This window comes from Cyanobium sp. ULC082, from assembly GCF_977927535.1.
In genome coordinates this window covers 1,057,132-1,069,236 of sequence record NZ_OZ376398.1, presented here as the reverse complement: position 1 = coordinate 1,069,236, position 12,105 = coordinate 1,057,132, and the positions used below count along the sequence as shown (strand labels likewise).

15 protein-coding genes and 1 tRNA gene are annotated in these 12,105 nt (G+C 65.2%); 10 read left to right on the top strand and 6 right to left on the bottom strand.

The genetic code is table 11. From position 1 onward, the window contains the following. The first annotated feature begins 15 nt into the window (after positions 1-15). The 3 genes from ACXMDY_RS14680 to ACXMDY_RS14670 all read left to right on the top strand — a co-directional run bounded on the left by ACXMDY_RS14680 (position 16) and on the right by ACXMDY_RS14670 (position 2,155). Complete coding sequence (locus ACXMDY_RS14680; RefSeq protein ID WP_259700800.1) at positions 16-1,446, top strand: ATP-dependent DNA helicase; 1,431 nt, start codon at positions 16-18, stop codon at positions 1,444-1,446. A gap of 29 nt (positions 1,447-1,475) precedes the next feature. Continuing rightward, entirely contained in the window at positions 1,476-1,724 is a 249-nt protein-coding gene (locus ACXMDY_RS14675) for a DUF2839 domain-containing protein (RefSeq protein ID WP_259700799.1), read from the top strand. Between the two features lie 83 nt (positions 1,725-1,807). Beyond that, positions 1,808-2,155 (top strand): DUF1815 family protein, encoded by a 348-nt coding sequence (locus ACXMDY_RS14670; protein ID WP_259700798.1) that lies wholly within the window; start codon positions 1,808-1,810, stop codon positions 2,153-2,155. A 4-nt stretch (positions 2,156-2,159) separates the two neighbouring features. Here the strand turns inward: ACXMDY_RS14670 and recA are convergent, their stop codons facing one another. The 6 genes from recA to ACXMDY_RS14640 all read right to left on the bottom strand — a co-directional run bounded on the left by recA (position 2,160) and on the right by ACXMDY_RS14640 (position 7,677). Then, on the bottom strand, positions 2,160-3,332 hold the full coding sequence (gene recA, locus ACXMDY_RS14665) for a recombinase RecA (RefSeq protein ID WP_259700797.1): 1,173 nt from the start codon (positions 3,330-3,332) through the stop codon (positions 2,160-2,162). 257 nt (positions 3,333-3,589) lie between these two features. Then, positions 3,590-4,339 (bottom strand): HAD family hydrolase, encoded by a 750-nt coding sequence (locus ACXMDY_RS14660; protein ID WP_259700796.1) that lies wholly within the window; start codon positions 4,337-4,339, stop codon positions 3,590-3,592. Positions 4,340-4,363: 24 nt separating this feature from the next. Next, positions 4,364-4,435, bottom strand: a tRNA-Gln gene (locus ACXMDY_RS14655). 41 nt (positions 4,436-4,476) lie between these two features. After that, a complete protein-coding gene (locus tag ACXMDY_RS14650; RefSeq protein WP_259700795.1) occupies positions 4,477-6,105 on the bottom strand; it encodes an AAA family ATPase in 1,629 nt (542 codons plus the stop codon). 92 nt (positions 6,106-6,197) lie between these two features. Next, complete coding sequence (locus ACXMDY_RS14645) at positions 6,198-7,229, bottom strand: Light dependent period protein LdpA domain-containing protein (RefSeq protein WP_259700794.1); 1,032 nt, start codon at positions 7,227-7,229, stop codon at positions 6,198-6,200. Further along, positions 7,219-7,677 carry an NAD(P)H-quinone oxidoreductase subunit N gene (locus tag ACXMDY_RS14640; protein ID WP_259700793.1) on the bottom strand — a complete coding sequence of 153 codons (459 nt, stop codon included), beginning with the start codon at positions 7,675-7,677 and terminating at the stop codon, positions 7,219-7,221. Before ACXMDY_RS14640 ends, ACXMDY_RS14645 begins: the two co-directional genes overlap by 11 nt. Before the next feature lie 518 nt (positions 7,678-8,195). Here ACXMDY_RS14640 and rplC point away from each other — a divergent pair. Genes rplC through rpsC form a run of 7 tightly spaced genes read left to right on the top strand, consistent with a single transcriptional unit; the run spans position 8,196 to position 12,102 of the window. Continuing rightward, positions 8,196-8,843 carry a 50S ribosomal protein L3 gene (gene rplC, locus ACXMDY_RS14635; protein WP_259700792.1) on the top strand — a complete coding sequence of 216 codons (648 nt, stop codon included), beginning with the start codon at positions 8,196-8,198 and terminating at the stop codon, positions 8,841-8,843. Between the two features lie 11 nt (positions 8,844-8,854). Beyond that, on the top strand, positions 8,855-9,490 hold the full coding sequence (gene rplD, locus ACXMDY_RS14630) for a 50S ribosomal protein L4 (RefSeq protein ID WP_259700791.1): 636 nt from the start codon (positions 8,855-8,857) through the stop codon (positions 9,488-9,490). Then, entirely contained in the window at positions 9,483-9,785 is a 303-nt protein-coding gene (locus tag ACXMDY_RS14625; protein ID WP_259700790.1) for a 50S ribosomal protein L23, read from the top strand. The genes rplD and ACXMDY_RS14625 overlap by 8 nt, the downstream gene beginning before the upstream one ends. Positions 9,786-9,800: 15 nt before the next feature. Continuing rightward, positions 9,801-10,664, top strand: a complete 864-nt coding sequence (rplB, locus tag ACXMDY_RS14620) for a 50S ribosomal protein L2 (RefSeq protein ID WP_259700789.1) — start codon at positions 9,801-9,803, stop codon at positions 10,662-10,664. 38 nt (positions 10,665-10,702) lie between these two features. Beyond that, positions 10,703-10,978 carry a 30S ribosomal protein S19 gene (gene rpsS, locus ACXMDY_RS14615; RefSeq protein ID WP_255089353.1) on the top strand — a complete coding sequence of 92 codons (276 nt, stop codon included), beginning with the start codon at positions 10,703-10,705 and terminating at the stop codon, positions 10,976-10,978. A gap of 13 nt (positions 10,979-10,991) precedes the next feature. Continuing rightward, a complete protein-coding gene (rplV, locus tag ACXMDY_RS14610; RefSeq protein WP_259700788.1) occupies positions 10,992-11,354 on the top strand; it encodes a 50S ribosomal protein L22 in 363 nt (120 codons plus the stop codon). A 19-nt stretch (positions 11,355-11,373) separates the two neighbouring features. Then, positions 11,374-12,102: a 30S ribosomal protein S3 gene (gene rpsC / locus ACXMDY_RS14605; protein WP_259700787.1), complete on the top strand. Its 729-nt coding sequence runs from the start codon at positions 11,374-11,376 to the stop codon at positions 12,100-12,102. Positions 12,103-12,105: the final 3 nt, after the last annotated feature.

The following is a 12,105-nucleotide window of genomic DNA, read 5'->3' as shown; positions in this document are numbered from 1 at the left end:
TCCTACGATTCGCCGATGTTGGAAGCCCGGGCCCACCACCAGCTCAAGCATCTGCTTCGGCAGGAAGGCGGTGGCGACTGGCCCCATCACCTCACGCTCTGCCGGCTGGTGGGGCGCAGCCTGCGACGGGCCGACCACACCTTGATCCGGCTGGCCGCCGGCAGTGATCCCAACTGGCTCGTTGGCCTGATGGTGCCCCTGGCGATGGGGGAAGTTTCTGTTGCCCTTGTGGCAACGGAGGCCATGCGCCGCAGGCTGCTGCAGGTGGAGCTGCCGCGGCTCCGCGCCGCCGGCCTGGCTCTGTCCTGCTGGGAAGGTGAAAAGGCGCCGGAGCAGGCCCGCCTCTGGCTGCTGAGTCACGAGGGTCTGCTCCGGGCCTGGCAAAGCGGTGAACTGGGAGCCCGGCAACTGGTGTTTCCGGAGGCGGAACTGGTTCAATCACGCCTGCGGGAAGCGCTCGAAATCAATCTGGAGAGCAGCCACTGGGAGCAGCTCCGCCGCTGCCTCCCGGCCGCAGACTCCAGCCTGCTCGCCCTGCATGAACGGCTGAGTCGACGCATCCTGAGCCAGCCAGCCGCTCCAAGCAACCAGGTGGCCGTGGCACCGGAGGACGAGGCCCCGCTTCGCCAGCTGCTCAGGTTGCTCGGTCCCCTGCCGGATCCCTGGCCGGCCTGGATGGCTGCGGACGATCGCCACTGGACCAGCTGGGCGACTGTGGATCGTCGCCAACTGCAGTGGCGACTGCATCGCCAGCCGCTCGAACCCCTCGAGGTCGCCGCTGGGCTGCTCGATGGACGGGGAACCGTGGTGGTCGGGCTGCTGGGGAAGGAAACGGGCTTGCCCGGAATCACACCCAAGGTGGTGGTGGACCTGGCCGAACCACCCCTGGCGGACCCGCTTCCCCTTTATGTGCCCTGGCGTCAGCCGTTACCGAACAGTCCCCACTACAGCGACCACCTGCTCGACCACAGCCGCCGCCTGGTGCTGGCCCAGACAGGCCTGAGCATCGTGCTGGTGGAAGATGCGTCGCTGCGGCTCACCCTGGCCAGTGGTCTCGCCGCCGAATTTGGCAGCCGTGTGGTGCACCAGAACACGGCACCGGCGAGCAACGGTGTGATCTGCTGCAGCTGGGGATGGTGGCTCGACCACCAGAACCGCCTGCCGCTGCCCTGTCAGGTGATCGTTGGGCCGTTACCGATCAGCAGCCTCGAAGACCCACTGACCGCCGCCAGGGTGGCCAATCTGCGCCAGCAGGGACGGGACTGGTTTCGGGAATTGTTGCTGCCCGAAGCCGTCCTCCAGCTGCAACGGGCCTCGGCGAGCCTGCGCAGGGCCACGGGCCGCCTGGCCCTGCTCGACGGCCGGGTGCGCAGCCGCAGCTGGGGACAGCAGGTTCTGACCAGTCTGGAACCGTGGGTCGAGTTGAGCAGGCTGCTACCCACCTAACCTTTGCCATTCCACCCGCCTGAACTGTGATGGGAGAAGCAAAGCGGCGCTCCGCCCAGGGCCTGCCTCCCCGCCAGACCAAAAGCGCCGAGTCCGCCAAAGACAATTCACCCCGGCTGGTGTCCTGGATTCCCCTCAGCCGCAACCAGGCAGATCGGTTCGTTCAACTCACCACCCGCGGCGCCTGGATCGGCATTGCAGCCCTGGTGCTGTTCTGGATCGCGGTTCGCTTCATCGGGCCGACGGCCGGCTGGTGGGAGCTCGCCGACGGCCGCTGATCGGTCGGGTGCGGATCTGAGTATTTTTACCTCCGCAAATCAAAAGAAAACATTAGAATCGGCTCATTCGGAACCGGTTTCAGATGTTCCAACGACTTGCAGAGCAATATCGGTGCCTGGTCCAGGATCTGGTCATGAGCCTCCAGGCTCTCTCCAGCTGCCTCCAAGCCAAGGGCATGGCAGCCACCTGCTACGTCTGCGGCGATGGCAAGGAAAGCCATGGTGCCTCCTTCGTAGCCGACCTCGGCGATGGACACATGGTCCGTTTCCTCGTCTCTGACTTCGGGATCAGCTGGGTGGAATCCCGCAATGGCCGGGAGCTGGTGAAGCTGGAGGGTGCCGAGGCAATTCAGGAACTGCAGAGGGTCACCCTCTTTCTTCAGGACGGTCTTCTCCCGACGCCCGCCGTTCTGGCTGTGGCGTCCGGCTGATCGCTCAGCTGGCTTCAGCCACGGCAATCACCGCTTCCGAATCAACGCCCACTGAGCCGGCAGCCAGTTTTGCGGCAGCAGCGGCCAGGGGCTTCATCGAGTTGGCCGTGACGTCGGCTCCCTCCGTGAGCTGGCGGCGAACTTCCTTTTCGATGGCCTCTTTCTGCTCGGGGTTTTGCTCCAGCCAGGTGATCGTGTTGTCACGACCCTGACCGATGTTGTCACCCTCGTAGCTGTACCAGGCACCTTTGCGTACCACCACGCCGGTTTCTTCCGCCAGATCCAGAACACAGCCAAGGGTGCTGATGCCCCGGCCGAAGAGGATGTCGAATTCGGCAATGCGGAACGGCGGTGCCACCTTGTTCTTCGCCACCTTGACCTTGGCCCGGATGCCGTATTCCTCCGTACCCCGCTTGAGGGTCTGGATGCGGCGGATGTCAAGCCGCACCGAGGCATAGAACTTCAGGGCATTCCCACCGGTGGTGGTTTCCGGATTGCCGTAGGTGACACCGATCTTCTGGCGCAGCTGATTCAGAAAGATCACCGTGCAGCCAGATTTGCCGATGTTGCCGGTGATCTTGCGCATCGCCTGGCTCATCAGGCGTGCCTGACTGCCGACCGCCAGATCGCCCATTTCCCCCTCGATTTCAGCCCGGGGAGTGAGGGCCGCCACCGAGTCGACCACGACGATGTCAACGGCGGCGGAGCGCACCAGCTGATCGACGATCTCCAGCGCCATCTCGCCGGTATCGGGCTGTGACACCAGCAGATTCTCAATATCAACGCCCAGGGCAGCCGCATAGACAGGATCAAGGGCATGTTCGGCGTCGACGAAAGCCGCCACACCGCCTCGCCGTTGCGCTTCGGCGATGGCATGCAGGGTGAGCGTGGTTTTGCCGGAACTCTCCGGGCCATACACCTCCACCACCCGACCCTTGGGGTAGCCGCCACCGAGGGCCAGATCCAGGGTGAGCGCCCCGGTTGACACGGTTTCCACCCGCATCCTGGAAGCGTCGCCGAGGCGCATGATCGAACCCTTGCCGAAGTTGCGCTCGATCTGGCCCAACACCAGATTCAAGGCCTTGTCGCGTTCCGAGCTGGCGGCGGCACTGGGACCAGCGGCGGCGGAACGGGGATGGGCAAGCCTCAGGTCAGTGGTCTTGGGGTCGGCGGGCATGGCGGAAGAGGAAAAGGAACAGGCAGCGGAGCGGCGATTCCGGCAGGGGAAGGGCCGCGAGCTCAGGGAACCAGTGCCACCAAGGGCGGGCGCTGTATCACTTGTGGGCAGGGAACCAGTCAGAAAACCGAATCGGCTGTGATGACCGGATCAGTTGCAAAAACTGGACCAGTTGCAAAAACTGGATCAGTTGCGAGCACCGGGCCGGGAGAAGCGATTGCGGCAAGCGGGAATTAGTACAGACGTACGCTAGCGGGTCAGGGCCAGATCGCCAAGGGGGCCCGGAAGGCGCTCGGCTCCAGCAGGGTGATCCCATCGGGCAGGTCGGCACCATCGCCGGGCTTGAGGTATCCCCACCCGGCCAGGAAGCAGCGCACCTGCTCCAGTCCAGGGGTGGCCCGCACGGTCTCCAGGGTGGGGCGGCGGTCTTCGATGAACCAAAGCGGACGCTGCCGTTCCCGCAACTGGAGCAGCACAGCCGGTTTGCTGCCCTGCTCATGGCCGTACAACTGCAGCGGCGCCAACTGCTCAGCGGCGAGCAGCTCGGCCGCAAAGGCTGCTCCCTTGGTGGTGAGCACAACCCAGTCGGCCCCTTCGCCGGCAAGGCCCTGCAGGCGCTCCTTCACCCCTGGGTAGAGACGGTGCAGGGCCAGCCACTGCGGCCGAACGGTGGCGATCGCCTGGCGACGCACCTCCTCCAGGGCCGCCTGCAGGGGCTGCGGTTGCCAACCCGTCTGGAGCAGCGCTCGGCGGAGGGCACCGGGATAATCAGCCTCGAAGGCCGCCGGGTCGAAGCCGGAGCGGCCCAGCTCCGCCGCCACCAGCACCATCTCCCAACCCTGGTGAATCAGGGGTCGCAGCCTGACGAACGCCTCAGGCAGCTGATCCGGGAGGACCAGGCCAGGCTTCAGGAGACAGGCGGCCTGACGGGAACTCCACCAGTACTCCGCCATGCCGTCAACCAGAACGCCATCGAAATCGAAGACAAGCAGGGGCCCGGAAGGCACGGAATCAGAAAGAAGACTGAAAAACTGGGCCGCTAGGATTCGAACCTAGGAATGGCGGGACCAAAACCCGCTGCCTTACCACTTGGCGACGGCCCAATGCACCGGTGGAGGCGAACGTCTCGGTACCGGGTGTCCTGCTAGTTACCCACAGCGGGCCGTCCTTCGTCAATCTCCGGTGCGCAGGCCGACGAGGTCGAGAGTCCCCCCGCGCCGGCCAGGGAAGAACCATCTCCGGGCGCCGCTGCTTGTCCCTGCCGCACTCCGATCCGGGCCGGGGGCAAACCTCCATCAACCTGAACCCGCTCAGCCCCCTGCCAACGCGACGGGACCGGAGCCGGCAAGGGTTCCCGGCTGCGACGCAACAGCCGCTCCACACCCCTGAGAATCTGAGGCAGGGTGTCGGTCTTGATCACCAGAATCGGCAGCCGAAGCTGCTGAGCCAGCCGCCGCACCTCCGGATCACGGCCCAGCTGCCTACGCAGGGCAAGCACTCCGTCGGCCTGCTCCAGAACGGCGACCCGCTCGACAGGCCAGCGGCGGCTGCGCACCACCTGATCGAGCAGCTGATCACTCACCCCGCAGCAATACAGGCTCAGGCGCTCCTCGCTGGGCCTGGGTTCCAGCCGGCGATGGGGCGGCGGCTGGAGGGGATCCGGCAGCGGCACCGGGGCGAAGGGGGTGCGAACGGAGGAGCGAGAGGAGAGGAGAGGTCGTCTGCGCGGGGGCAGCTCCAGTCCGGGAGACAGCGGCTGCTCCACCCGCAGCAGCCCAGCCGCATCGAGTTCACGAACCTGGGGCGTGGCGGGCTGCCCTCGCAACTGGCCATCGACGGTGCGGGCCACATCGGTATGAACCAGCCAGCGGCTGCGGCTGCGGATCTCCACTGCCAGTGGAAAGGTGGGTTCGGCGCGGCGTTCCAGCACGGTTTTCTGGCTGCCGCGCCGCCGTGCCTCCTCATCCCCGAGGGTCACCGACTGAATCCCACCGACCAGGTCGGAAAGGGTGGGATTGCGGATCAGGTTGGCGAGCTCATTGCCATGGGCCGTGGCCACCAGCATCACGCCCCGCTCGGCAATCGTGCGGGCGGCTCTGGCTTCCAGCTCGGTGCCGATCTCATCGATCACGATCACCTCCGGCATGTGGTTCTCCACCGCCTCGATCATCACCTGGTGCTGCAGCTCCGGCCGCGCCACCTGCATGCGCCGGGCCCGGCCGATGGCCGGGTGCGGAATGTCACCGTCGCCGGCGATTTCGTTGCTGGTGTCGATCACCACCACGCGCCGCTCCAGCTCATCGGCCAGCACCCTGGCGATCTCGCGCAGAGCGGTGGTCTTGCCGACACCCGGTCGCCCCATCAGCAACAGCGAATCACCGGAATCGAGCAGGTCGCGCACCATCGCCACCGTGCCGAACACGGCGCGGCCGACCCGGCAGGTGAGTCCCACCACCTCACCGGAGCGATTGCGGATGGCACTGATCCGGTGCAGGGTGCGCTCGATTCCGGCCCGGTTGTCGCCGCCGAAGGCACCAAGCCGTTCCACAACCGCCGCCAGATCGGCTCGCTCGACTGGCCGGGTTCCGAGCATCAGGGCACGGCCGGGGTAACGGGCCTCGGGACTCCGCCCCAGATCAAGCACCACCTCCAGCAATCCCTCCTGCCGGGCTGGGCTGGCCAGGGCCTGGCGCACCCCGGCCGGCAGAACCTCAAGCAAGGCTGCCAGGTCATCGGTGATCCGCCAGGGGCTGAACGGCTGGGTGGCGGCCATAACCGGTCCGGGAGGGGGAGCTGCAGGACCGATCGGGATCACGGGGCTGACGCTCCCCGCCGGATCGGCCCCCTGATCGCCAGTTCTAGCGATCAGGGGGCCAACCAGGGGCCAACCAGCCGACGGGCCCGCTCCAGGGCCAGAGGCCAGAGGGCGGCATCCTCGAGCAGGCGGCGGCCACCCCGCTCCGCCTCAAGCATCAATGGCTGGAGCAGGGAACGGGCCATTCCACCGAAGGCCACTCCACCGGCTTGAGCCCGGGCGGCGAGGGCGGAGCCCGCCTGGCGCCGGAGCAACGGCAAGGTCAGCCCGTTGGTGCCACCCGCCAGCTGCAGCGGTCCAGGCGGCGCCAAGGGCCGCATGGCCGTGAGCAGTCGCAACGCCGCATGGGCGGTGCCGTCCCCGATGTCCCCACTCATCGGCCGGCCGTCCAGCTGCCAGATCGGACACAGCTGGTGGTGGCGCAGCAAGGCGAAACGCTGCCAGAGCTCCCTGCTGGTGGAGCTGGCAGGATCAGGGCCCTCTCCCCAGCCACAGCTCACCGCCAGATGCCTGAGCGGCAGACCTGAGGCGATCACCTGATCGAGGCGAAGGGCGAAAGACTCGCCCCGCCCGGGCTGGGTATGGAGCTCGACCAGATCGGGCTTCAACCGGGCCAGAAGCGGAGCAACCTGGGCGGCTGAGAGGACCTGGCCTCGCTCCTCGATCAAGCCCTGGGGACAGACAGGAAGACAGCGACCACATCCGTAGCAGCTCTCGGCCCGGACACCCCCCTCAGCAGCGATCGCCAGGGCCGGACAGACCCGCTGACACGGACGTGGACAACGGGGCGGGCAGCGGAGCGGATCGAACCAGGCCTTGCGAAAATGGGGATCCTCACCATCGCTGAGGCTGACCATCAGCCAGGGACGGCTCGGAGTGGCCGAATCAGACTGATCGAGCCCCCAGCCGATGCCCCGTCGGGCTGCAGCCACCACCGCAGGATCGGCCGCCACATCAATGCAATGGACACCGGCCAGGGTATAGATCCCACACAGGTCTTCGATGCCGGCGGGATCCTGGTTGCTGGCACCGCAGATCAGCTTGACCCAGTGGCCATGGGCCAGGGCCTGCTCAGGCCGCACACAGCTCCAGTGGCTCCCAGCGCAGGCTGCGCGAACCCCCCATCTCCGCAACGATCTTCAGGCGCGGTTCCCGCCGGGTCAGGGAGCAGAGCGAAGCGCGCTCTGCGGCTGAAAGGACCTGGGCCTCCAGCAACCAGAGCAGAATGGGGCTGTCGCCCTCAAGCAGGGATCCGAGCTGAGGCATCACCCGCTGGACCGTGCCGACGGCAGCACCACGGCCGACACTGTGATGACCAAGGTGGGGAGGTCGGATCCCGTGCGACTCGAACAGAAAAGCTTCGGGGTCACCAAGACCCCGCGCCGAGGTCATCTGGGCGCGGTAGCCACTTGCCCGCAGGCGGCGCAGCAGACGGGTTTCGGCGCCACCTTCCAGCGGGGCGTAGAGCGCGAGCGCTCCGGCCTGCTCCAGGTCGGCACGGAAGCGACGGCCACTGAGCAGCAAGGGCATGGGAAGGTCCGCACCAATGGGTCCGATTCTGACAGGAGAACCCCTTGAAAATGGTTGGGTTGATCGTGAGGTATGTTGAATGACTGTGCAATTGATCTGCGCCCGTCCGCTAGCCGGGCCTCCGGATCTCTGCGCGGAGTCATCGCTGGCGATGACTCCTTTCGAGGCAAACCCATTTCCTGATCCACTCCCTCGTCTGAGTTGAATTTCAACCCACCGGTTGAACCAGCCCAGCCACAGGAATCCAGGATTTGGCGGGAAACTGTCGCTCGGTTTCGATCGAGCGGGAAAGTCCCGGCCTGCTGTTTCGCTCCACCGCTAGCTCAATCGGTCTTGCCCTGAACTGTTCACTGAACTGCTCAGGTCAAAACCGCGTCAGACCCAGTCAGGCCGCGTCAGACCCTGTCAGACCCAGCCATCCAAGTCGGACCAAAGCGAGTTCCACGAAGCAGCCCCAGGTCTTTCCGGTTCATCATTGAACGGGGAAGCATTGTCCTTGCTGGCGTCCATCCCATCCCATGTCCATCGGCATTCTCGGGAAGAAACTGGGTATGTCCCAGTTCTTCACGGCAGAAGGCAAGTCCATCCCGGTCACCTTGATCGAGGCGGGTCCCTGCCGCATCACCCAGGTCAAAACCCCAGCCTCCGACGGTTACACAGCCGTTCAGCTCGGCTTCGGCGAGATTCGCGAGAAACTCGTCAACAAGCCGGCCACCGGCCACCTGGCCAAATCCGGCCCCAATCCGCTGCGCCATCTCACCGAATACCGGCTCAACTCGGTTGACGGCCTGGAGCTCGGAGAAGAAATCACGGTTGAGCGTTTCGAAGCCGGCCAGAAGGTCGACGTCAGCGGCGACACCATGGGGCGTGGCTTCAGTGGTTATCAGAAGCGGCACGGCTTCAGCCGTGGTCCGATGAGCCACGGTTCGAAGAATCACCGGCAGCCCGGTTCGACCGGAGCGGGCACCACCCCCGGCCGGGTCTATCCCGGCAAGCGGATGGCCGGCCGCTACGGCGGCAAGCAGACCACCACCCGGGGCCTCACGATCCTCAAGGTCGATTTTGAGCGCAACCTTCTGGTGGTCAAGGGTTCGGTGCCGGGCAAGCCCGGGGCCCTGCTCAACATCCGCCCCGCCAAGCGGGTCGGTGACAAGGAGGCGAGCTGAGAATGTCAACCATGATTCAATGCGTCATTCGTGATTGGCAGGGGAAGGAGGCTGGTGAAGCCTCTCTCAACCTGAAGGTCGCCAAGGATTCGTCAGCGGCCGGCCTGGTGCACCGCGCCGTGGTGCGGCAATTGGCCAATGCGCGCCAGGGCACTGCCAGCAGCCTCACCCGCGCCGAAGTGCGCGGTGGCGGTCGCAAGCCCTACAAGCAGAAAGGCACCGGTCGGGCCCGTCAGGGCTCGATCCGCACCCCGCTCCGCCCAGGCGGCGGCGTGGTGTTCGGTCCCAAGCCACGCTCCTACGCCGTTTCGATGAACCGGAAGGAGCGGCGGCTTGCCCTGCGCACGGCGCTGATCAGTCGGGCCGCCGACATCACGGTGGTGAAGGGATTCGCCACAGCCCTCGAAGCACCCAAAACACGGGAGATCGTGGCAGCCCTGCTGCGCTGGGACATCCCGGCCACCAACAAGGTGCTGCTGGTGCTCGATGCCCCATCCGAGGTGGTGCGCCTGTCGGTGCGCAATCTCGAAAAGGTGAAACTGATCGCTGCCGATCAGCTGAACATGTTCGATCTGCTCAATGCCAAGCGATTGGTGCTGAGCGAGGAGGCACTGGCCAAGATTCAGGAGGTCTACGGCGATGACTGAACGTTTTGAAGGTCGGCTGGCGGACGTGATCCGCAAGCCGCTGATCACCGAAAAGGCCACCCGTGCTCTGGAACTCAACCAGTACACCTTTGAGGTGGATCATCGGGCCGCGAAGCCCGACATCAAAGCCGCCGTCGAGCAACTCTTCGACGTACGGGTGATCGGGGTGAGCACCATGAATCCCCCGCGTCGGTCCCGACGCGTCGGGCGGTTCGCCGGCAAGCGTGCCCAAGTGAAGAAAGCGGTGGTCCGTCTTGCCGCAGGCAACAGCATCCAGCTCTTCCCAGAGGCCTGAGGGAACTGAACCGTTATGGCAATTCGCAACTACCGTCCCTACACCCCCGGCACCCGCGGTCGTGCCGCCAGTGACTTCAGTGAAGTCACTGAGCGGAAACCGGAGCGGAGCTTGGTCATGGCCAAGCACCGCAACAAAGGTCGCAACAACCGCGGTGTGATCACCTGCCGTCACCGCGGTGGTGGCCACAAGCGTCTCTACCGGATGGTCGACTTCCGCCGCGACAAGCACAACGTGGTGGCCAGAGTGGCCGCCATCCACTACGACCCCCACCGCAACGCCCGGCTGGCCTTGCTCTTCTACACCGACGGCGAAAAGCGCTACATCCTGGCTCCGGCCGGGATTGAGGTGGGCCAGACGGTGGTTTCGGGTCCGGAAGCGCCGATCGAAACCGGCAATGCCTTACCGCTCTCCTCCATTCCACTTGGCTCCAGCGTTCACAACGTTGAGCTCTACGCCGGGCGTGGTGGCCAGATGGTTCGCACCGCCGGAGCCAGTGCCCAGGTGATGGCCAAGGAGGGCGACTACGTCGCCTTGAAACTGCCTTCCACGGAAGTCCGGCTGGTACGCCGCGAGTGCTACGCCACCCTGGGCGAAGTGGGCAACGCCGAGGTCCGCAACACCAGCCTCGGCAAAGCCGGCCGCAAACGCTGGCTGGGCCGCCGTCCCGAGGTGCGCGGCAGTGTGATGAACCCCTGCGATCACCCCCACGGTGGTGGTGAGGGTCGGGCACCGATCGGCCGCTCCGGCCCGGTCACCCCCTGGGGCAAACCTGCCCTGGGCCTCAAAACCCGTAAGCGGAACAAGCCGAGCAATCGGTTTGTGCTGCGCAAACGTCGCCGCACCTCCAAGCGGAGCCGTGGCGGACGGGATTCGTGATGGCCAACAACCCCGTTTTGCACTCTGCTTAAACCGCCATGGGACGTTCACTCAAAAAAGGACCTTTTGTTGCCGATCACTTGCTGCGTAAGGTCGAAACGCAGAACAGCGCCGGCGACAAATCCGTGATCAAGACCTGGTCACGGGCTTCGACGATTCTGCCGATGATGATCGGCCACACAATCGCTGTTCACAACGGCAAGAGCCATGTGCCCGTCTACGTGACGGAGCAGATGGTGGGCCACAAGCTGGGGGAGTTCGCCCCCACCCGCACCTTCCGCGGCCACATCAAGGACAAAAAAGGTGCCCGTTAAGGAGCGAAACACCATGGCCAATCCAACCTCCACCAGCCAAGAAGCCCGCGCCCACGGCCGCTACATCCGCGGTTCCGTATCGAAGGTGCGTCGGGTGCTCGACCAAATTCGCGGCCGCTCCTATCGCGAGGCGCTGATTCTGCTTGAGTTCATGCCCTACCGCTCCACCGGTCCGATCACGAAGGTGCTGCGTTCTGCAGTTGCCAACGCGGAACACAACCTGGGCCTTGATCCCGCCTCCCTGGTGATCAGCACGGCCATCGCCGACATGGGTCCATCCCTGAAGCGATTCCGTCCACGCGCCCAGGGGCGAGCCTTCGCCATCAAAAAACAAACCTGCCACATCAGCATTGCTGTGGCAGCACCCATCACCTGACCCCCGAGGACACCGACCGATGGGACACAAGATCCATCCAACCGGCCTGCGCCTGGGGATCACCCAGGAACACCGCTCGCGCTGGTATGCACCCAGCAAGACCTATCCCCTCCTGCTTCAGGAGGATGATCGGATCCGCAAGTTCATCCACAAGAAGTACGCCAGTGCCGGCATCAGCGACGTGTTGATCGCCCGCAAGGCCGATCAGCTTGAAGTTGAGCTCAAAACAGCTCGCCCCGGCGTGCTTGTCGGCCGCCAGGGCAGCGGGATCGAAGATCTGCGCACCGGAATCCAGACCACCCTCGGGGATCGCCACCGCCAGGTGCGCATCAACGTTGTGGAAGTGGAGCGGGTCGATGCCGACGCTTTTCTGCTGGCCGAGTACATCGCCCAGCAACTTGAGAAGCGCGTGGCCTTCCGCCGCGTCATGCGGATGACCGTTCAACGTGCCCAGCGGGCCGGTGTGCTGGGATTGAAGATTCAGGTGAGCGGTCGCCTCAACGGCGCTGAGATCGCCCGCACTGAATGGACCCGCGAAGGACGTGTGCCGCTGCACACTCTCCGAGCCGATATCGACTACGCCACCAAGGTGGCCACCACCACCTATGGAGTGCTCGGTATCAAGGTCTGGGTGTTCAAAGGGGAAGTGCTACCCGGGCAGAAGGAACAGCTGCCTGCGGATGGAGCCGCCCGACGCCGCACCAGCCGGCGTCCACAAGAATTTGAAGACCGCTCCAACAAGGAGTGATCA